We start from the raw sequence: 18495 nt of genomic DNA, 5'->3' as shown, positions 1-18495 counted from the left end.
AGGACTCCCACCGATCAGCCGACTGTCACCAACCTGATGGCCGAGTACAGCTAGTCGCGCACCCGAGGCAGCTCGACGGAGATCCGCAGCCCGCCGCCGGGCCGGGAGAGGACGGCGAGGTTGCCGTCGTGGGCGCGGGTGATGCTCTTGACGATCGCCAGCCCCAGACCGACCCCGACCTGGTCGCCGTGGATGCGCTGGGTGCCGCGCTGGAACGGCTCGGTCAGCGTGGCGACGAGCTCACGCGAGAGCTCCTCACCCGTGTTGGCGACGGTGAGGACCACGCTCTTCTCGTTGGCGCCGATGGTGACGCTCACGGAGCCGTCCTCGGGCAGGTTGTGGACGATCGCGTTGTGGATCAGGTTGGTCACGACCTGGAGCAGCAGGGCGGGTGAGCCGGTGACCGAGGCCTGGTCGCCGGAGGTCTCGATCCGCACGCCGCGCTGCTCGGCCAGCGGCAGCAGCGTCTCGACCGCTTCCTCGACGACCAGGGAGAGGTCGACCGGCTCCCGGACGAACGAGCGCTGGTCGGCGCGGCTGAGCACGAGCAGCGCCTCGGTGAGGTCGATCGCGCGGGAGTTGATCAGCCGCAACCGCTCGATGAGCTCGTCGACGTCCCGGTTCGGGTCCTTGCTGGCGACGTCGAGGAGGGTCTGGGTGATGGCCAGCGGGGTGCGCAGCTCGTGGGAGGCGTTGGCCGCGAACCGCTGCTGCTCGGCCACCTGCGCCTCGAGCTTGGCGAGCATGTTGTCGAAGCCGTCGGCCAGCTCCCGGAACTCGTCACCGCGGCCCTCGAGCTCGATCCGGTGGGAGAGCGACCCGGTCGCGGCCGTGCGCGTGGCCTCGGTGATCTTCGTCAGCGGCGCCAGCATCCGGCCGGCGAGGATCCAGCCACCGTCGAGGCCGAAGACCAGCAGGAAGCCGAGGACGGCCGCCGCCTTCGGGGCGAAGGCCTCGATGAGGTCGGAGCGGTTGGGGACGAAGGGGCCGGGGCGCCCGGGCGCCGTGTACCAGACCCCGTCCGGGACGTACCGGAGCAGGAAGACCCACACCACCGCCAGCAGCAGGACGCCGACCAGCATGATCACGCCGGCGTAGCTGAGGGTGAGCTTGAGACGTACGCTCAGGCCGGGCTGCCTAGCCACGGCCACCGCCGCTCGGGGCAGCCGGCTCCGCGTCCGGGGAGCCCACGTCGATGCGATAGCCGACACCCGGCACGGTCGCGATGATCGGCGGCTCACCGAGGCGCTTGCGCAGAGCCGAGACGGTGATGCGCACGGCGTTGGTGAACGGGTCGGCGTTCTCGTCCCACGCCCGCTCCAGCAGCTCCTCCGCGCTGACCACCCCGCCCTCGGCGCTGGCCAGCACCTCCAGCACGGCGAACTGCTTGCGGGTCAGCGCGACGTAGCGGCCGTCGCGGTAGACCTCCCGCCGGAACGGGTCGATCCGCAGCCCGGCGATCTCCCGCACCGGCGGCCGGTTGTAGGCCCGGCGCCGGTCGAGCGCGCGCAGCCGGAGCACCAGCTCGCGCAGGTCGAACGGCTTGGTCAGGTAGTCGTCGGCGCCCAGCTCGAACCCGGAGGCCTTGTCGTCGAGCCGGTCGGCGGCGGTCAGCATCAGGATCGGCATGCCGGTGCCGGAGGCGACGATGCGCTTGGCGACCTCGTCGCCCGACGGCCCGGGGATGTCACGGTCGAGCACCGCGATGTCGTAGGCGTTGACGCTCAGCAGCTCCAGTGCGGTGTCGCCGTCACCGGCGACGTCGGCGGCTATCGCCTCCAGCCGCAGCCCGTCCCGGATCGCTCCGGCCATCAACGGCTCGTCCTCGACCACCAGCACCCGCATGCGTCTGATCCTAGGTCTGGGACATATCGCAGGCGTATCGATGAGTTCCGGCGGGCCCGAAGCCGCTGTTCGGAGTTGGTCGACGCCGCTACCATCGCGCCCCATCGGCACACGTCCGCCCCCACATGACAGAAGGATCACCGTGGCCGCCTCCCCCACCGGTCAGGAAGACATGGGCTCGATCGCCCCGGCCAAGACCGAGATCGCCGTCGCGGTCCTCGGCTTCGCGCTCTCCTACGCGCTGGTCGCGATCGCGATGACCAGCTCGCGCGACCCCGCCCTGATCGCGCTCACCGGCCTGGCGGGCTCGGCCACGATCGGCTCGGTCGCCGCGACGGTCGCGGTCAGCGTACGCATCCGGGAGCTCGCCGCACTCGGCATCCGCCGCGCGGGGATGAAGCAGGTGCTGACCGGCGCGGTGGTCGCGACCGTCATCTACGTGCTCGGGGCCGCCGCCGGGCTCGTCCCGGTCGCCGTGGCCGGGAGCGCGTTCCGGCCGGACGCGGCGTTCGAGGCGGCTGCCACCGGTGGCTGGGTCTCGCTGTCGCTCACCTTTCTGACCGGCGCGATCCTCACCCCGCTCGGCGGGGAGCCGGCGCTGCGGAGCGACGACCACCGCAACTCGATCCTGCGGCGCCGGCCGGAGTGGTTCCTGATGATCCTCGCCGTCTCGTTCCTCGTCTCGGCCCTCCGCGGCAGCCCGCTGGTCCCGATGGCCTTCGCGGTCGGGATCCTCACCGCGCTGCTCGTGCGCTGGTGCGTGGCCGTCGCCGCTCGCGGTCCGCATATCGTCCGCATATCCAAAATGGCATACACGCTGACGACGCAGGCTCGGGTTGACTGACCTGGTGAGCTTCACCGTCCGTCCGATCAGTCCCGCCGAGCACCTCGACCACGTCCGTTCGCGGCGGTCGGTCAGCTTCCTGCAGACCCCGGCCTGGGGCGGGGTGAAGACCGAGTGGCGCAGCGAGTCGCTGGGCTGGTTCGCCGGCGAGCGCCTGGTCGGGGCCGCTCTCGTGCTCCACCGGCCGGTGCCGCGGCTGGGGCAGTCCCTGGCGTACCTGCCGTGGGGGCCCGACATCGACTGGGCCGGCGGGCTCACCGTCTGGTTCCCGCCGATGGTCTCCTACCTCCGCTCGCAGGGCGCGTTCGCGATCCGGGTCGCTCCCCCGGTGCCCACCGACACGTGGGACGCAGCGCAGGTGAAGGCCGGCATCGCCGACCCGGACGTCGTGCGGCTCACCGATGTCACCGGTTCTGCTCAGAAGGTGGGCACCGAGGTGACCCGCTATCTCCGCGACGCCGGCTGGATCCCGCAGAGCCCCGAGGACGGGTTCGGCGCGGGGCAGCCGCAGTTCACCTACGAGATCCCGCTGCGCCACCCCGACGGCACCGCCCGCTCCGAGGACGACGTGCTCAAGGGCATGAACCAGCTCTGGCGGCGCAACATCAAGAAGGCGGCCAAGGCCGGCGTCGAGGTCACCACCTCGACCGGCGGCGAGGACCTGAAGGCCTTCCACGACCTCTACGTGCACACCGCCGAGCGCGACCACTTCACGCCGCGCCCGCTGGCCTACTTCGAGAAGATGTTCGCGACGCTGTCGACCGAGGACCACCCGGCGACCGGCGAGCAGCGGATCCGGCTCTACCTCGCGCGCCACGAGGGCGACCTGGTCGCCGCGACGATCTACGTCCGCGTCGGCACCCACGCCTGGTACGTCTACGGTGCCTCCTCCACCGAGAAGCGGGACGTACGCGGCTCCAACGCGCTCCAGTGGGCGATGATCCGCGACTCCTTGACCGCCGGCTGCGACGTCTACGACCTGCGCGGGATCACCCCGACCCTGTCGGCCGACGACCCGCACGTCGGGCTGATCCAGTTCAAGGTCGGCACCGGCGGCCGGGCGGTCAAGTACGTCGGCGAGTGGGACCTCCCGCTGCGCCCCCTCGTCTACCGCGCCTTCGACCTCTACATGCGGCGACGCAGCCGCCAGAGCGGGTCGAGTCGATGATCTTCAACAGCACGGGCTCGCTCACCGAGACCGGGATCGTGATCCTCACGGTGCTGGCTCTGCCGGCGGCGGTGCTGGCCATGGCGGTGCTCACCCTGGTGCGCCGCGGCCTCGGCGTCGCGTGGCGGCCGGCGCTGCGTACGTCTGTGGCCGAGGTCGCCATCGTCTACGGCACCGTGCCCGGGGTGATGCTGACGATGGTGCCGGGGTACGCGGACAGCCCCACCGCCGGGGCGGTCAGCCTGGAGCCCTTCGCCGACCTGCCGTCCATGGGCCCCGTCAACATCGTCGGCAACCTGATGATCTTCGCCGCGCTGGGGTTCTTCGGGCCGATCCGGTTCGAAGCCCTGCGGTCGGTCTGGCGGGTGCTGATCCTCGCCGCCGTGGGCTCGGTGGCGATCGAGACGCTGCAGTACGGCCTGCTGCTCGCCCGGGTCTCCTCGATCGACGACGTCATCCTCAACGCCGGTGGCGCTGCGGTCGCTGCCCTGCTGTCGTGGCCGTGGTGGCGCCGGCGTGCTGCATCGTCACCGGCATCGCCGGCTGAGCATGCGAGCGGCCTGGCTCGGTCGCTGTGCCCGCACCAGACCGCTCGCCGCGCTGACTACTCCTCAGGGCTGCTGCGGAGCGCTCGCTTCTGCTCCTCGTCGAAGCGCTTCTGCGCGAGCAGACGCTCGTACTCCTCGTCGCTGTAGTCCGAGGAGTAGTCGGCCATCAGGTCGACCTCCGGGTCACCGTTCTTCTGGTCCTTGCCCCGGCCACGGTTGCCCGCACCGGCACCGCGCATCTGGCCGCGGCTGCCCGCCCCCGCAGCACCGCGACCTCCCGCAACGCGCCCGCCGGCGCCGCCCATCCCGCGGGCACCTGTGCGCGCGCCCTGAGCGGGTGCTCCGGCACGCGAGGCGCCAGCCGCCGTACGCGCCGTGGCAGCCCTCGCACTGCTGGCCGCGCCGGCCCTGCTCGCCGCCGTCGCCGCTCCGGCTCCGAACTTCGCCTTCAGCGCCGCCACGGCACCCGCCGCGAGCCCGGCGCCACCGAGACCGATCCCGAGCGCTGCTCCACCACCGGTGCCGCCGGCGAGCGGCGCCAGCCCCTCGGCGGTCTCGATGCTGGCGTAGCTCGTCGCCGGCGCCGGCGAACCGTCGGCGTTGACCCACTCCCCGGCAGCGTCGTCCCACTCCGGGATGTTCTCCGCGTGTGCCTGCTTGATGATCTCCATCTGCTCGGCCCGGATCTCGTGACCGTAGCCGTCGGCGTAGAGCGTGCCAGGATTCACCGAGTCGTACTTCGCCTGCGCCGCCCGCACCGCGCTGCGCGATCCCAGGCTCGCGTAACCGCCCGACGCCGCCCCAGCGCCGGCCCCGCCGCCAGCGCCACCGCCGCCTCCCGACGACGTCGACGGAAGCTCGGTGATCGCCCGCACCTTCGGCTCGGCCTGGTGATTGCCGTCGTCGATCTGCTGGCAGTGGAAGGCCGCATCGCGCTCCGCGTCCGCGATCGCCTTGGCCTCCTTCGCATGCTCGGCCTTCGCGTCGTCGAACGCCTTCTCGCGCTTCGTCTTCTCGTCCCCGCTGTAACCCTCGGTCGTGTACTTCGGGTCGGACGCGCTCGGGGCCGGGCCGTGTGACATCGGCAGCTTGAGCTCATGCAGGTCGTAGCTCTTCTGCGCCTCGTCATAGCGCTGGGCGACACGCGCCATCGCGACGCGCGCGGCCTTGATGGTTTCCGCTTTCTCCAGCATCTGCTCAGACGCCGTGCTGTAAGAGCTGGCTGCGGATTGAGCCGTGTATGACGACTCCGCGAACGCGTCGCTGCAGGCTTTGGCGAGCGCCTTGAACTGCTGAGCAGAAGACCGAAAGACTCGCTCAGACGCACGCCAGTCGGTGAGGTATGCGTCGATGTCGGTCGCCTCAGCCGCAAGCAGATATTGCTGCAGGCGAATCATGTTCGGACCCTTGACTCGCCCGACGCCACCACCAGCGTCCAGCGCCCCCATCAGGCACCACCCTCTTCGGAAGCCCCCATGATCTCGATACGCGATTGCATCTCCTGGAGCAGCGCGGGCGGGATCGGGAGGAAGGGAATCGGCACAGGCATGGCGTCGGGGCGATCATCCTTGCCCACGTTCATCGAGAACGGCTGGCTGACCATTGCCACCCCGGCAGCCATCGCTCTGCCCCAGGCACCGGCCTCTTCATCAGCTCCGGTCATCTCTTTGGCAGCCCGATCCGTGCCGTCGTAGAACTTGATCAGCGAATCCGAAAGGTGCGACAGCGTCGTGTTGATCCGCTCGCTGGCCAGATCCAGCTGCGCTTTGAGCGACTCGCCGCTCGCACCCTGCCCAAGAAGACCCGGACGCGGCGTATCCACCCTCAGCTTGTCGACATCGACCTTCATGTCAACCAGCATGTTCTTCATACTGTCGACAACCTCTTGGTCGACCTTGGTCTCTTTCCCGCTCCCCACGGAGGCCCCCCTCGCTGGCATTGCGTTGAGACGTCACCGAGCGCACCGAAAGAGAAGTGGCCCGGGACCCACCAACCTTCTGGCGAACATTTTGCATTGCGGCTTGTCCAGTGTCCACGGCATAGGCCCGTCTGAACTCCTGCGTTGCGTCTTTCTGGATCCACTTCTGGCTCGCTACGCTCGCCATCATGCCGACGACTCGGGCACGGGCCCGCCGCTGCGTTATGTCCTCTGTTGCTACCGCCTTCGCCTTCGGTGCGATGCTGACCATGAGCGCTTGTGGCTCGACCGATGATCCTGGCGGTAGCGACACGTCCACCACGTCCAGCCCTTCCAATGAGCCGACGGCGAGTGCCCCTGATCCGAAGGCTGGGTGGCACGTAGCAGAAGACGACGGCGGTCGGTTCTTCGTCCCTCCCGAATGGGACGTGGAAGAGGGCGACACCGGGCTCGAGCTGCAAGCTCCCCGCCAGCGCGAAGGCGGCGTCCGAGTCGGCGGAGGCAGTCTTGGCTCGAGCCCAACCATCGACTCAAGCGATGCCATCGACGACGCCGGCGACACAGCGTTGGAGTTCCACAGAAATGGAAGCGCGAAGGTCGAGCGTCTTCCCGATGTCACCTTTGGCGGCGTCAGGTTCTACCACGTGCGCGGCGAAGACTCAGCGCAGTGGCTCGATGACTACGGAACGGTCGACAACGGTCAGTTGACCACTGTTCTCTGGACGTTCAACCGTGAAATGGTCGATCGCGGACAGACCGACGAGTTGATCGATCAGGTGATGTCGACTTTCGAGCCGACCTCTTGATGACGCTCATCGAATACACATCGTCCGAAGCGAGATCCATGGTCAACCGTTGCCGTAGCGGGCCGGTCGCGACCTCTTTCGTTGAACCACGTGTGGACGGCGGTGGGGCGAACGTGAACGTGACGACCAGCGCGATCGAGCTCTGAACGGGCGGGTCTCGACAAGCTCGACCACCGGTGGCGTGGCGACCTCACAAGCTGGCGGCGACCTGGTCGAGCCGAGCCCCGCGCGAGGCCTTGACCAGCACGACGTCACCGGGTGCGAGGTTGCTGCGGAGCCAGTCGATGGCGGCGGCGTTATCGGCAAGGGCGACGGCGCGGTCGCCCGCGCCGTCGGCGATGGCGGCGGCGGTGTGGCCGACGGTGACGACGAGGTCGGCGCGGGTGGCTGCGTACGCTCCGATCTCGTGGTGGGCGGCGGGGCCGGCGGAGCCGAGCTCGAGCATCTCGCCGAGGACGGCGATGTGGCGCTCGGCGTCGATGGCGGCGAGGGCGTCGAGGCCGGCGCGGGTGGACTCGGGGTTGGCGTTGTAGGAGTCGTCGAGGAGGGTGGCGCCGTTGTCGAGGGCGCGCAGCTCCATGCGCCATTTCGAGATCGACGCATGGCGCAGGTCGGTCGCGGCCTGCTCGAGGGGTACGCCGGCGGCGACGCCGACGGCAGCGGCCGCCGCAGCGTTCAAGGCCCAGTGCGCGCCGATGAGCGGTAGGTCGACGGCCGCTGTCTCCCCGTCGTGCGAGAGCATGAACGACGGGCGACCGAGGCGGTCGAGGGTCAGGTCGCGGACGCGTACGTCGGCCGGATCGCCGACTCCGAAGCCCAGCACCGGACCGTCGGAGAGGGAGCCCATCGCCAGCACCTGAGCGTCGTCCGCGTGCAGGACGGCGACACCGCCGGGCACCAGGCCGCGGACGATCTCGCTCTTGGCGGTGGCGATCGCCTCACGCGAGCCGAACTCCCCGAGATGCGCGCGACCGACGTTGGTCACCACGGAGATGTCGGGCTCCACCAAGCCGGTCAGGTCGGCGATGTCGCCGATGTGGCGGGCGCCCATCTCCAGGACGAGGAACCTGGTCGTGGTGTCGGCACGCAGCATGGTGAGAGGTACGCCGAGCTCGTTGTTGAACGAGCCGGAGGTGGCGACGGTCGGCGCAGTGGTCGACAGCACCGTCTCGATCATGTCCTTGGTGCTGGTCTTGCCCTGAGATCCGGTCACCGCGACCACGGTCAGGTGGTCGCGCAGCAGCGTGATCACGTGGGCGGCCAGACGCTGCAGTGCTTCCTGCGCGTCCTCGACCACGACGGTCGGCAGAGCGGTAGGGCGGGAGCCGAGCACGGCGACGGCGCCGGCCTCGGCGGCCTGGGATGCGTACTCGTGGCCGTCGGTGTGCTCGCCGGCGAAGGCGACGAACAGGCCGCCGGGGCCGGCCCGGCGCCCGTCGATCACGGCCGGGGCGCTCACCGTCACCGAGCCGTCGCCGACAACCTTTCCGCCGACCAACGAGGCGATCTCGTCCAAACTGAGGGGAATCATCCCATCAGGGTTCGATATCGCGCGTTGTCACCGCGTATTCGCTAATCGATATACGGACGATAGCTCTGTCCGGGATCTGTGATCCACATATTGCCGGCATATCGGAAATCGCATACGGGCCGACAACCGCTCATCGGGTTTGCTGAGCGAGATGATGTACCACGAGCCGACCCTGACGGCACCCACAGGGCCGAAGGAGAACACCGTGATCTCGCCGACCGTCGAGATCACCGTCTTCGGCTGCGCCCCTGATGAGGAGCTGGTTTTCGAAACCCTGGCGCCGTCGCTCGGCGTCTCGCTGACCACCACCCCGGAGGCACTGTCGGAGGAGAACGCCGACCTCGCCCGGGGCACCCGGTGTGTCAGCGTCAGCCACAGGACGCCGATATCCAACGCTGCCCTTCTCGCCCTTCAGCGCATCGGTGTCCGATATGTCTCGACGCGAAGCATCGGGTTCAACCACATCGATGTCGACTTCGCAGAAAGCCTCGGGATAACGGTCGGAAACGTCTCCTATTCACCCGACTCGGTTGCCGACTTCACGCTGATGCTGATGCTCATGTCCGTGCGCGCGGCGAAGTCGACGGTCCGGCGCACCGATGAGCACGACTACCGTCCGGCTGCAGCTCGCGGCCGCGAGCTGCGCGACCTCACGGTGGGCGTCGTCGGCACCGGCCGGATCGGCATGGCGGTCATCGACCGGTTGCAGGGTTTCGGATGCGAGATCCTCGCCTACGACGTACGCCCCCGTCCCGCCTCCGCGGCGGTCGAGCTCGTCGACCTGGACACACTGGTCGAGCGCAGCGACATCGTCACTCTTCACGCGCCGCTCAGCGAGGAGTCCCACCACCTGCTGGACCGGCGACGCATCGACCGCATGCGCCCCGGCGCGTACGTCATCAACACCGGCCGCGGCGGGCTCATCGAGACCCCGGCGCTGATCTCGGCGCTCGAGGCGGGCCGGCTGGGTGGTGCGGCCCTGGACGTCATCGAGGGCGAGGAGGGGATCTTCTACTCCGACCTCCGCGGGCGCGAGCTGCCCAACAGCTGGCTGGCACGGCTGCAGGAGATGCCGAACGTGCTGGTCAGCCCGCACATCGCCTACTTCACCGACCATGCCCTCCAGGACACGGTCGAGAACTCCATCGTGAACTGTCGTGAATACGAAAGCAGGTTGCAGCATGTCTAAGCTCAAGGTCGGCATCATCTTCGGTGGTGTCTTCGAGGAGCACCCGGTCTCGGTGAAGTCGGCACAGGAGGTTGCCAAGCACCTCGACACCGACGCGTACGAGCCCTACTGGATCGGCATCACCAAGAGCGGCGACTGGCGACTGTGCGACGGCCCTGCGGCCAGCTGGGAGGACGGTGCCCACCGTCCCGTCGTGCTCTCCCCCGACCGCAGCGTCCACGGTCTGCTCGTCCTGGACGAGGGCAGCTACCAGACCATCCGGCTCGACGTCGTGCTCCCCGTCCTGCACGGCAAGCTCGGCGAGGACGGCGCGATCCAGGGCCTCTTCGAGCTCTCCGGGATCCCCTACGTCGGCTGCGACGTGCAGAGCTCTGCCCTGTGCATGGACAAGTCGCTCGCCTACACCGTCGTCGGCGAGGCCGGGATCCCGACACCGAACTTCTGGATCCTCGGCCCCGGCGACTCGGTCGACGCCGACGTACTCCCCTATCCGGTCTTCGTGAAGCCTGCCCGTTCTGGGTCGTCCTTCGGCGTCAGCAAGGTGACCTCGGCCGCCGAGCTGGACGACGCGGTCGCCACGGCACGGCAGTACGACGAGAAGGTGCTGATCGAGGAGGGCGTGGTCGCCGAGGAGATCGGCTGCGCGATCCTGGGCAACGGCGACGCGCTCGTCACCGGCGAGGTCGACCACGTGGCCCTCTCCCACGGCTTCTTCAAGATCCACCAGGAGGACGCTCCGGAGACCGGTTCAGAGAACGCGACCTTCATCGTGCCCGCCGACATCCCGACCGCGGCCCAGGAGCTGGTCAAGACCGAGGCCCAGCGGGTCTACCGCGCGCTCGGCTGCCGCGGCCTCGCCCGCGTCGACATGTTCCTGAAGGCCGACGGCACCGTCGTGCTCAACGAGGTCAACACCCTGCCCGGGCTCACCTCCTACAGTCGCTACCCTCGGATGATGGCTGCTGCCGGCATCACGATGACCGACTTCCTCGACCGCGCCCTCGCGCTCGCCATGGCGGAGAGCGCCGCATGAGGGACGGTTTCGGCTTCCTCGACGAGCTGGCACCCGGCATCCGCTGGGACTCCAAGTACGCCACCTGGGACAACTTCACCGGCAAGCCGGTCGACGGCTACCTGGTGAACCGCATCGTCGGCACCCAGGAGCTCTGCACCGCGCTGGCCCAGGCACGGGACAAGGCCGCGAACCTCGGCCTCGGCCTCCTGCTCTGGGACGGCTACCGCCCGCAGCGCGCCGTCGACGCGTTCCTGCGCTGGGCCCAGGAGCCCGAGCCAGCGGACGACGCCCGCAAACGCATCCACTATCCCGCGATCACACGACCGGAGATGTTCGAGAAGGGGTACGTCGCGGCCCGGTCGGGCCACAGTCGCGGCAGCACCGTCGACCTGACCCTCTTCGACCTGGGCTCCGGGGAGCTGCTGGACATGGGCGGAGACCACGACCTGATGGACGTGGTCTCCCACCACGGCGCCTCCGGGATCTCCGCGACCGCCACCCGCAACCGGGCTCAGCTGTGCTCGGTGATGGAGTCGTGCGGCTTCAGCCGCTACGACAACGAGTGGTGGCACTACTCGCTGCTCGACGAGCCCTATCCCGACACCTACTTCGACTTCCCGATCGCCTGACCCCAGTCTCGAGGGCTCAGACCGCTGCCGCGTCCTCGAGGTCGCGCTCGGCGGGCGTCGACGCCGCCTCGCTCCCGCTCTCCCGGTGCGGGAGCAGGGTCAGCAGCAGTCCGACGCCCGCCCAGCAGGCGAGCACGATCAGCGGCGTGACGGTCGCAGCCCCGTCGAAGAAGGCGAAGCCGCGCAGCGCCGAGCCTGCAGCGCCCGGAGGCATCAGCTGGCCGAGCCAGCCGAACGGCACCATCTCCGGGGCCGAGGTGATCCCGGACAGCGGGTTGCCGACCAGGAGAACCAGCAGCGCGACGACGCCGATGCCCGCCGGGCCGATGAGGTGGCGCAGGCCGACGATCGGCAGCGCCACCGCGAGGATCCCGAGCGCCACCACACCGGCGTTGGCCAGGTAGCTGCCCTCGAGCGCACCGAGCCAGCCCTGCACGACCCCGGTCATCGCCAGGCCGCCGCCGACGGCGATCAGGAAGGCGGCCGCCACCCGGTCGCGGGTGCGTCGCAGCGCCATCGAGGTGATCGCACCGACCATGATGCCGCCGATCACCAGCGGCAGGGCCGAGGCGCCGAAGACGATCCCCCGCGGGTCGTCCTCCGGGCTCGCGACCGCGTCGGTCACGGTGGGTGGAGCGCCCGTCTCGGCGGCCATGGCGGTAGCCATCTGGGTGAGCTGCTGCGCGACGTTGGCGCTGGCCGCGGAGGCGACCAGGACCTCTGCGCCCTCGGGGCCGGCGACGATCGCTCCGTACGCCTCGCGGTCCTCGATCGCCTCGACGGCCGCGTCTCGGTCCGCGGCAGTGGAGACGTCGAAGGCGTCCTCCCCCGCTCTCGCGGCGAGCTGGGCCTCGATCTGGGTGACGGCCGCCTCGGGGCCGGCCACGACCAACGGCAGCGAGCGGGGCTCGAGCTCGCTGGTCGGCCAGGCGAAGGCGGAGATGAGCAGGGTGAGCAAGGTGATCAGGCCGAGACTGACGCCGATCACGGCTCTCGATGACTTGGGCATGTCAGATCCTCATTAAAAACGAATGTTCATTCTCTTTAGGGGAACTCTCCTCCTCCATCGGCGATTTATCAAGAACGAATATTCGTTTTCTTTTGAGGTATGCTTCCGTCATGCCGAAGATCAGCGAGGAGCACCGGGCCGAGAAGCGCCAGCAGATCATCGCGGCGACGCTGCGCTGCGTGGAGCGCGACGGCTTCCACAAGACGACGATGGCGGCCGTCGTGAAGGAGTCCGGCCTCTCTGCCGGCTCGGTCTACACCTACTTCCGAGGCAAGAGCGACATCATCCGCGCGATCGCCGAGTCCGGACTGACCGCCGTCGCCGAGGCGATCACGTCCTTCACCCCCGACCCCGACTCCGGGGACGCCGCTCCCCCGCCGGAGCGTGCGATCGAGGCCGCGACCCAACACCTCCTCGACCTCTCCGAGGAGCTCGGCGTCGACCTCCCCAGGATCGCGCTGCAGACCTGGGCCGAGGCCGCTCGCGACCCCGAGGTACGCGACCTGATGGCTCCCGAGGCGCGCCGCATCCGGGCGGCCTGGCGCACCTACGCCGAGGGCGCCGTCGCCGCCGGCCGCTTCCACCCGGACGCCGACCCCGAGCGGATCGCGATCGTCCTCACCGGCCTGCTGCCCGGCTTCATCCTGCAGCGCATCATCGTCGGCGACGTCTCCCCGAAGATCTACGGAGCCGGGCTCAGCGACCTGCTGGCAGCGCCGTCCCAGCGGGCGACCCAGTAGCGCACCCCATAGGGGTCGTCGTCGTAGTCGACCGCCACGGTCGTGGCACCGCGGAGCAGCTCAGAGGCTTCCACGACGGGAGCGACGTCAGCCCACAGCTCCTCGGCTGTCTGGAGGTCGAGGCCCGCGAGCGCGTCAGGATCCGGCGCCGTCAGCGAGGCGCCGAGCACCTCGTCGTAGCCGGCTGCGCGCGGATCGAGATGACCCGGCGCCTTCTCGCTGCGGCAGGCGGAGCCGTTGGCGACGATCAGGTACGCCGCCTCGCCGCTGGTCACCGGCGCCGTGCCGACCTCGGCCAGCAGCGAGGCGGCGACCCGGGTGCCCTGTGCACTCGCGACGACGCGTACGTCCTCACCCAGCCAGGCGACCGCCGCCAGGCAGGCGGCGCGGAGCTCCTCGACCGGGTCCTCGAGCGAGGCGTACTCCGGCAGCAGCGCCAGGCAGCCCGGAACCATCGCCATCCGTGTCACTGGATCCCCCTGATCGCTCGCGCCGGACGTCGTCGTCCGGCGATCGTCCAGACCATGTCGACCGTCTGGCGGGTCTCAGGCACCTGGTGGACGCGGTAGATGCGGGCGCCGGCCAGCGCGCAGACCGAGGTCGCCGCCAGCGTGCCGAGCAGCCGCTCCCCCACCGGCACGTCGAGGGTCTCGCCGACGAAGTCCTTGTTGGAGAGGGAGACCAGAACCGGCCAGCCCGTCGCGACCATCTCGCCGAGCCGGCGGGTGATCTCGAGGGAGTGGAAGGTGTTCTTCCCGAAGTCGTGGGCCGGGTCGATCACGATCGAGTCCTTCGCGACGCCGGCGTCGAGCGCACGCTGGGCGTAGCCCAGGGTGGAGTCGATCGCGTCGCGCACCACGTCGTCGTACTCGATCCGGTAGGGCCGGGTGCGCGGCGTCACGCCACCGGTGTGGGTGCACACGATCGCGGCACCGTGCTCGGCCGCGACATCGACCAGCTCCGGGTCGGCTCCTCCCCAGGCGTCGTTGATGACGTCGGCGCCGGCCGCACAGACCGCGTCGCCCACCTCGGCTCGCCAGGTGTCCACGGAGATCACCAGCGCGGGGAACTCCTCCCGCACCCGGGCGACGAAGTCGACCACGCGTGCCTTCTCCTCCGCAACGTCGATCTCGGCGCCGGGCGCGGCCTTGATCCCGCCGATGTCGACGATCTCCGCGCCCTGCGAGGCGACCAGACGTACGCGCTCGAAGGCCGCGTCCTCGGCCCACGTCGCTCCCTTGTCGAAGAACGAGTCCGGGGTGCGGTTGACGATCGCCATCATCAGCGCTTCGTCATCACCGAATTCGTGTCCACCGAGGCGCAGCATCAGGCGATGATACCGCTCGCGGCCTCGCGCACGGGCGGCCGCTCCAGGAGGCTCACGCTCCGCTCGACGACCTCGGTCGAGCCCTCGCTCGGGATGTACTGCCGCAGTCCGACGTCGTCACTCGCCGGGCCGGTGCCGAGGCGGCGCGACATCATGCCGACGATCTGGGTCGCCATCAGACCGAGGTCGAAGAGGTCCTGGTGGCTGTGGTCGCGGCGGCCGAGGTCGACCTGGGCGATCGCGTCCATGCCGCGAGTGTCCAGGGTGTCGACGAGGGCTGCGAGCTCGACGCCGTAGCCGGTCGGCACCTGCAGCCGCTCGAACAGCGATCGCCGGATCGACCACTCCCCCGCCAGGGGCTGGATCAGGTCGCGCAAGGGTGGGCGATGGAGGGCGAGCAACGGGCGCGCGACGAGCTCGGTGACCCGGCCACCGTCGAGCCCGTGCTCTCCTGGACGGCGGTAGAAGCCCTTGACCAGCTCGATCGTCGGATTGTTGACAAGGGGGCCGAGCAGACCGCGTACGAAGTGGGTGTCCCAGTCGGTCAGGTCGGCGTCCATGAAGACGATGAGCTCACCGGTGGTCACGAACTGCGACTTCCACATCGCCTCGCCCTTGCCCGGGTAGGAGCCGAGGTCGGGCCGGATCGCTGCCGAGGCGTAGACGGCGGCACCCGCGTCGGAGGCGATCTGCGCGGTGTCGTCGGATGAGTCGGAGTCGATCACGACCAGCTCGTCGACCAGCGTGGCCGTCTCCATCAGGCTCGTACGCAGCTTGCTGACCAGGTCGCCGACGGTCGCTGCCTCGTTGCGTGCCGGCACCACGAGGCTGACCCGCTGGCCCTGCTTGGCCGCGACGAGACCGGCGAGCGACCAGTCGTCCCAGTGATGGGTGTTGCGCTCGAACCACGACATGCCCAAACCCTAGACCCGGGCGGCACGACGGCTGCTACGGCGCATCCTCGTGGGAGCGGGCGAAGGTGAGGACCTCGTCGGTGGCGCCGTTCATCCACACGTCCTGGCAGGCCTGCGCCATCTCCTCGAGACCCTCGACCACGGTGCCGAAGACGTTGCCGGGCACCCAGCCCTGGTCGCCGTTGACGAGCAGGTTGTTGCGGCCGTAGAAGAGCGCCAGATCGACGATCTCAGTCATCTCGCCCGGGCCCCGGTCCTCCGGGTAGCCGTAGGAGGGGTTGCCGAGGTCGTCGGCGGAGAACGCGAAGTAGCACAGGTCGCCGGGGATCGGGGTGACCGTCGTGTTCTCCTTGCCGGGCTCCTTCGCGGCGAAGGCAGGCACCAGGTTGTAGATCTCGTTGCGGGCGTACTTGCCGTGGAAGACCTGGCCACTCAGCGGCAGCGCGTCCCAGACCGCGCCGGCGGTGCGGGGCGCCTCGTCGTCGAGGAGACGGGCCAGGCAGGAGACCCCGCGGCGTTCCAGGGTGACGGTGATGTAGCGGCTCATCGGGCTCCTCGAGGATTGTCGACAGGACGTACGAACAGCTCGCCGCTGGCCCGCTCGTAGGCGCGCGCCGCGCGCAGCACGCGGGCGTCGTCGTGGCGGGCGCCGACGACCTGGAGACCCACCGGCAGCCCGGCCGCGGTGGTGCCGCACGGTACGCTCGCCGCCGGCTGCTGGGTCATGTTGAACGGGTAGGTGTAGGGGGTCCAGCTCGGCCACCACTGCGAGGGCCAGCCCTGCGGCGCCTGCAGCCCGCGCTCGAAGGCGGTGATCGGCATGGTCGGGGTGACCAGCAGGTCGTACGTCTCGTGGAACCGCCCCATCCGGCGGCCGAGGTCCATCCGGACCGCGGTGGCGTCGAGATAGTCGGCCGCGGAGCCGCGGCCCTTCGTCTCGATGCCCTCGCGCAAGAGCGGTTCGATCCGGTCGAGCGAGCCGGCCGGGTAGGCGTCGAGCACCTTCGCCGCGCCGCAGAACCAGAGCACGTCGAACGCCTCGACCGGGTCGGTGAAGCCGGGGTCGACCTCCTCGACCTCAGCGCCCGCGTCCTCGAGGACGGCGACCGCCGCCCGGACCAGCCGCTCGACCTCGGGGTCGTTCTGGACGTAACCGAGGGTCGGCGAGAATGCGATCCGCAGCCCCTCGACGCCGTCGTCGAGACCGGTCAGGAAGGAGGTCGCCGGGGTCGGCATCGCCGACCAGTCGCGGGAGTCGAAGCCGGCGACGACGTCCAGCAGCGCTGCGGCGTCGGTGACGGTGCGGGTCATCGGGCCGGCGTGGGAGAGGGTGCCGAACGGGCTGGCCGGGAAGAGCGGGATCAGACCGTAGGTGGGCTTGATCGTGACCGTGCCCGTGAAGGAGGCGGGGATGCGGACCGAGCCGCCGCCGTCGGTGCCGAGCGCCCACGGACCCATGCCGAGCCCGACCGCTGCGGCCGCGCCACCGCTGGAGCCACCGGAGGTCAGGCTCGGGTCCCACGGGTTGCCGGTGGAGCCGTGGCGGAGCGAGTCGGTGACCCCCTTCCAGGCGAACTCCGGCGTGGTCGTCTTCCCGGTGATCACCGCGGCCGCCTCACGCAGCCGGGCGACCGCCGGCGCGTCCTCCGGCCACGGTCCGGCCTCGTCGATGAGCCAGGTGGCCCGGAGGGTCGGCATCCCGGCGGTCCACAGGATGTCCTTGACCGAGGTCGGAACGCCGTCGGCGCTGCCGAGGGGCTGCCCGGCCTGCCACCTCTGCGTGGACTCCGCCGCCTGGGAGAGCGCGCCGTCCGGATCGACCCGGACGAACGCGTTCACGGCGGGGTCGCGCTCCTCGATCGTCTCGAGGACAGACCGCGTCGCGTCGAGCGGGGTGAAGGCACCTGAGCGATAGCCGGCGACCAGCTCGGCGGCGGTCAGCGCGCTGAGCCCCAGGTCTGGGTCGGCTATCGGGTGGGTCATCGTCTCGATCCCTCGTCCGTGACGACGAAGCCGTGCCGCTTGTCGACCACGTTCAGCAGCGGCTCGCCGGCGAGCCAGCGCCGGGCGTTGTCGACGAACTGCACCGCCAGCGCCTCCCGCCAGCCCTCGTAGTCACCGGACATGTGGGCGGAGACGGCCACGCCGGGCATCGCCCACAGCGGGCTCTCGGTGGGGAGCGGCTCGACCTCGAAGACGTCGAGCGACGCGGCCGCGACCGGCCCGTCACGAAGGGCCGCGATCAGCGCCGTCTCGTCGACGATCGGCCCGCGGCCGACGTTGACCAAGTGGCTTCCCGGCTTCATCGCCGCGAGCACGTCCTTGCTGATCAGGCCACGGGTGTCCGGGGTCAGCGGGGCGGCGACGATCACGTGGTCAGCCCAGCCGACGTGGGCCTCGAGGTCGGCACTGGCCACGATGTCGCCGAAGTCGGGGTCGTCGCTGCGGGCGGTGCGGCCGGCGCCGCGTACGTCCATGCCGACCGCGCGGAGCAACCGTGCCGTCTCCCTGCCGATGGAACCGGTGCCGACCACCAGCGCGGTCTCGGCGCTGACGAGCCGGGTCTCGCGGCGGTGCCAGGTCCGCGCGGCCTGCAGGTCGTGGCTGGCGTGGAGATCCTTGGCCACCGCCAGGATCGAGCCGAGCACGAACTCCGCCATCGCGCGGTCGAAGATGCCCCGTGCGTTGGTGACCACGACGTCGGCGTCGACCAGCTCCGGAAAGAGGAGCTTGTCGACCCCGGCCGCCGCGACGTGGATCCAGCGCAGCGATCCGGAGCTGGGCCAGGCGTCGTGGACGGCGTCGGAGAAGAAGTCCCACAGCAGAAGAGCCTCGGCGCCGACGAGCGCATCGGCGAGCCCTGCCGCATCGGTGTAAGTGACCTCGGCGTCGGCTTCGATGATCTCCATTCCGACCGGCTTGTCGCCGTCGGACGGGCACAGGACCGTGATGGCGGGGCGCCGGGACGTATGCAAGAAGATCCTCCGTCGAACTCGACATACCACCGCAACA

At 69.9% G+C, this 18495-nt stretch carries 20 protein-coding genes; 8 read left to right on the top strand and 12 right to left on the bottom strand.

All coding sequences use genetic code 11. The annotated features are described in order from the left end of the window. Positions 1–50: 50 nt before the first annotated feature. Complete coding sequence (locus IEY81_RS20840; protein WP_189120414.1) at positions 51–1145, bottom strand: sensor histidine kinase; 1095 nt, start codon at positions 1143–1145, stop codon at positions 51–53. Continuing rightward, complete coding sequence (locus IEY81_RS20835; RefSeq protein WP_189120413.1) at positions 1138–1845, bottom strand: response regulator transcription factor; 708 nt, start codon at positions 1843–1845, stop codon at positions 1138–1140. Before IEY81_RS20835 ends, IEY81_RS20840 begins: the two co-directional genes overlap by 8 nt. A gap of 142 nt (positions 1846–1987) precedes the next feature. On the opposite strand from IEY81_RS20835, the gene IEY81_RS20830 reads away from it, so the two are divergent. Genes IEY81_RS20830 through IEY81_RS20820 form a run of 3 tightly spaced genes read left to right on the top strand, consistent with a single transcriptional unit; the run spans position 1988 to position 4552 of the window. Beyond that, positions 1988–2689 carry a hypothetical protein gene (locus tag IEY81_RS20830; protein ID WP_189120412.1) on the top strand — a complete coding sequence of 234 codons (702 nt, stop codon included), beginning with the start codon at positions 1988–1990 and terminating at the stop codon, positions 2687–2689. A 4-nt stretch (positions 2690–2693) separates the two neighbouring features. Then, positions 2694–3857: a lipid II:glycine glycyltransferase FemX gene (locus IEY81_RS20825; RefSeq protein WP_189120411.1), complete on the top strand. Its 1164-nt coding sequence runs from the start codon at positions 2694–2696 to the stop codon at positions 3855–3857. Beyond that, entirely contained in the window at positions 3854–4552 is a 699-nt protein-coding gene (locus tag IEY81_RS20820) for a VanZ family protein (protein ID WP_189120410.1), read from the top strand. Before IEY81_RS20825 ends, IEY81_RS20820 begins: the two co-directional genes overlap by 4 nt. On the opposite strand, the gene IEY81_RS20815 is transcribed toward IEY81_RS20820, so the two are convergent. After that, entirely contained in the window at positions 4462–5598 is a 1137-nt protein-coding gene (locus tag IEY81_RS20815; RefSeq protein WP_189120409.1) for a hypothetical protein, read from the bottom strand. The genes IEY81_RS20820 and IEY81_RS20815 overlap by 91 nt on opposite strands. 254 nt (positions 5599–5852) lie before the next feature. Next, positions 5853–6275, bottom strand: coding sequence for a hypothetical protein (locus IEY81_RS20810; protein ID WP_189120408.1), 423 nt, complete (start codon positions 6273–6275; stop codon positions 5853–5855). 308 nt (positions 6276–6583) lie between these two features. Here IEY81_RS20810 and IEY81_RS20805 point away from each other — a divergent pair, with 308 nt between their 5' ends. Then, positions 6584–7129 carry a hypothetical protein gene (locus IEY81_RS20805; RefSeq protein ID WP_189120407.1) on the top strand — a complete coding sequence of 182 codons (546 nt, stop codon included), beginning with the start codon at positions 6584–6586 and terminating at the stop codon, positions 7127–7129. A 190-nt stretch (positions 7130–7319) separates the two neighbouring features. Here IEY81_RS20805 and IEY81_RS20800 read toward each other — a convergent pair whose 3' ends face one another. Continuing rightward, entirely contained in the window at positions 7320–8660 is a 1341-nt protein-coding gene (locus IEY81_RS20800) for a UDP-N-acetylmuramoyl-tripeptide--D-alanyl-D-alanine ligase (RefSeq protein WP_189120406.1), read from the bottom strand. Positions 8661–8868: 208 nt separating this feature from the next. On the opposite strand from IEY81_RS20800, the gene IEY81_RS20795 reads away from it, so the two are divergent. From IEY81_RS20795 to vanX, 3 genes are read left to right on the top strand one after another with little or no spacing between them, the layout of a single operon-like run. Then, positions 8869–9849 carry a D-isomer specific 2-hydroxyacid dehydrogenase family protein gene (locus tag IEY81_RS20795; RefSeq protein WP_229788042.1) on the top strand — a complete coding sequence of 327 codons (981 nt, stop codon included), beginning with the start codon at positions 8869–8871 and terminating at the stop codon, positions 9847–9849. After that, positions 9842–10882 (top strand): D-alanine--(R)-lactate ligase, encoded by a 1041-nt coding sequence (vanA, locus tag IEY81_RS20790; RefSeq protein WP_189120404.1) that lies wholly within the window; start codon positions 9842–9844, stop codon positions 10880–10882. The genes IEY81_RS20795 and vanA overlap by 8 nt, the downstream gene beginning before the upstream one ends. Continuing rightward, positions 10879–11493 carry a D-Ala-D-Ala dipeptidase VanX gene (vanX, locus tag IEY81_RS20785; protein WP_189120403.1) on the top strand — a complete coding sequence of 205 codons (615 nt, stop codon included), beginning with the start codon at positions 10879–10881 and terminating at the stop codon, positions 11491–11493. Before vanA ends, vanX begins: the two co-directional genes overlap by 4 nt. 16 nt (positions 11494–11509) lie before the next feature. On the opposite strand, the gene IEY81_RS20780 is transcribed toward vanX, so the two are convergent. Further along, complete coding sequence (locus IEY81_RS20780; RefSeq protein ID WP_189120402.1) at positions 11510–12502, bottom strand: hypothetical protein; 993 nt, start codon at positions 12500–12502, stop codon at positions 11510–11512. Positions 12503–12612: 110 nt separating this feature from the next. On the opposite strand from IEY81_RS20780, the gene IEY81_RS20775 reads away from it, so the two are divergent. After that, a complete protein-coding gene (locus IEY81_RS20775) occupies positions 12613–13242 on the top strand; it encodes a TetR/AcrR family transcriptional regulator (RefSeq protein WP_189120401.1) in 630 nt (209 codons plus the stop codon). Here IEY81_RS20775 and IEY81_RS20770 read toward each other — a convergent pair. Genes IEY81_RS20770 through IEY81_RS20745 form a run of 6 tightly spaced genes read right to left on the bottom strand, consistent with a single transcriptional unit; the run spans position 13185 to position 18458 of the window. Further along, positions 13185–13703, bottom strand: coding sequence for a class III extradiol ring-cleavage dioxygenase family protein (locus IEY81_RS20770; protein ID WP_229788039.1), 519 nt, complete (start codon positions 13701–13703; stop codon positions 13185–13187). The two genes, IEY81_RS20775 and IEY81_RS20770, sit on opposite strands and share 58 nt — an antisense overlap. A gap of 5 nt (positions 13704–13708) precedes the next feature. After that, complete coding sequence (gene folP, locus IEY81_RS20765) at positions 13709–14569, bottom strand: dihydropteroate synthase (protein ID WP_189120399.1); 861 nt, start codon at positions 14567–14569, stop codon at positions 13709–13711. Beyond that, complete coding sequence (locus IEY81_RS20760) at positions 14569–15483, bottom strand: glucosyl-3-phosphoglycerate synthase (RefSeq protein WP_189120398.1); 915 nt, start codon at positions 15481–15483, stop codon at positions 14569–14571. Before IEY81_RS20760 ends, folP begins: the two co-directional genes overlap by 1 nt. Before the next feature lie 34 nt (positions 15484–15517). Next, positions 15518–16030: a DUF3830 family protein gene (locus tag IEY81_RS20755; RefSeq protein ID WP_189120397.1), complete on the bottom strand. Its 513-nt coding sequence runs from the start codon at positions 16028–16030 to the stop codon at positions 15518–15520. Then, entirely contained in the window at positions 16027–17466 is a 1440-nt protein-coding gene (locus IEY81_RS20750) for an amidase (protein WP_189120396.1), read from the bottom strand. Before IEY81_RS20750 ends, IEY81_RS20755 begins: the two co-directional genes overlap by 4 nt. Next, positions 17463–18458 carry a D-2-hydroxyacid dehydrogenase gene (locus tag IEY81_RS20745; RefSeq protein ID WP_229788038.1) on the bottom strand — a complete coding sequence of 332 codons (996 nt, stop codon included), beginning with the start codon at positions 18456–18458 and terminating at the stop codon, positions 17463–17465. The genes IEY81_RS20750 and IEY81_RS20745 overlap by 4 nt, the downstream gene beginning before the upstream one ends. Positions 18459–18495: the final 37 nt, after the last annotated feature.

This window comes from Nocardioides luteus, assembly GCF_014648595.1.
Classification (GTDB): domain Bacteria; phylum Actinomycetota; class Actinomycetes; order Propionibacteriales; family Nocardioidaceae; genus Nocardioides; species Nocardioides luteus.
Note: the sequence above shows the minus strand (reverse complement) of the source record. Positions and strands in the feature narration are given on the sequence as shown.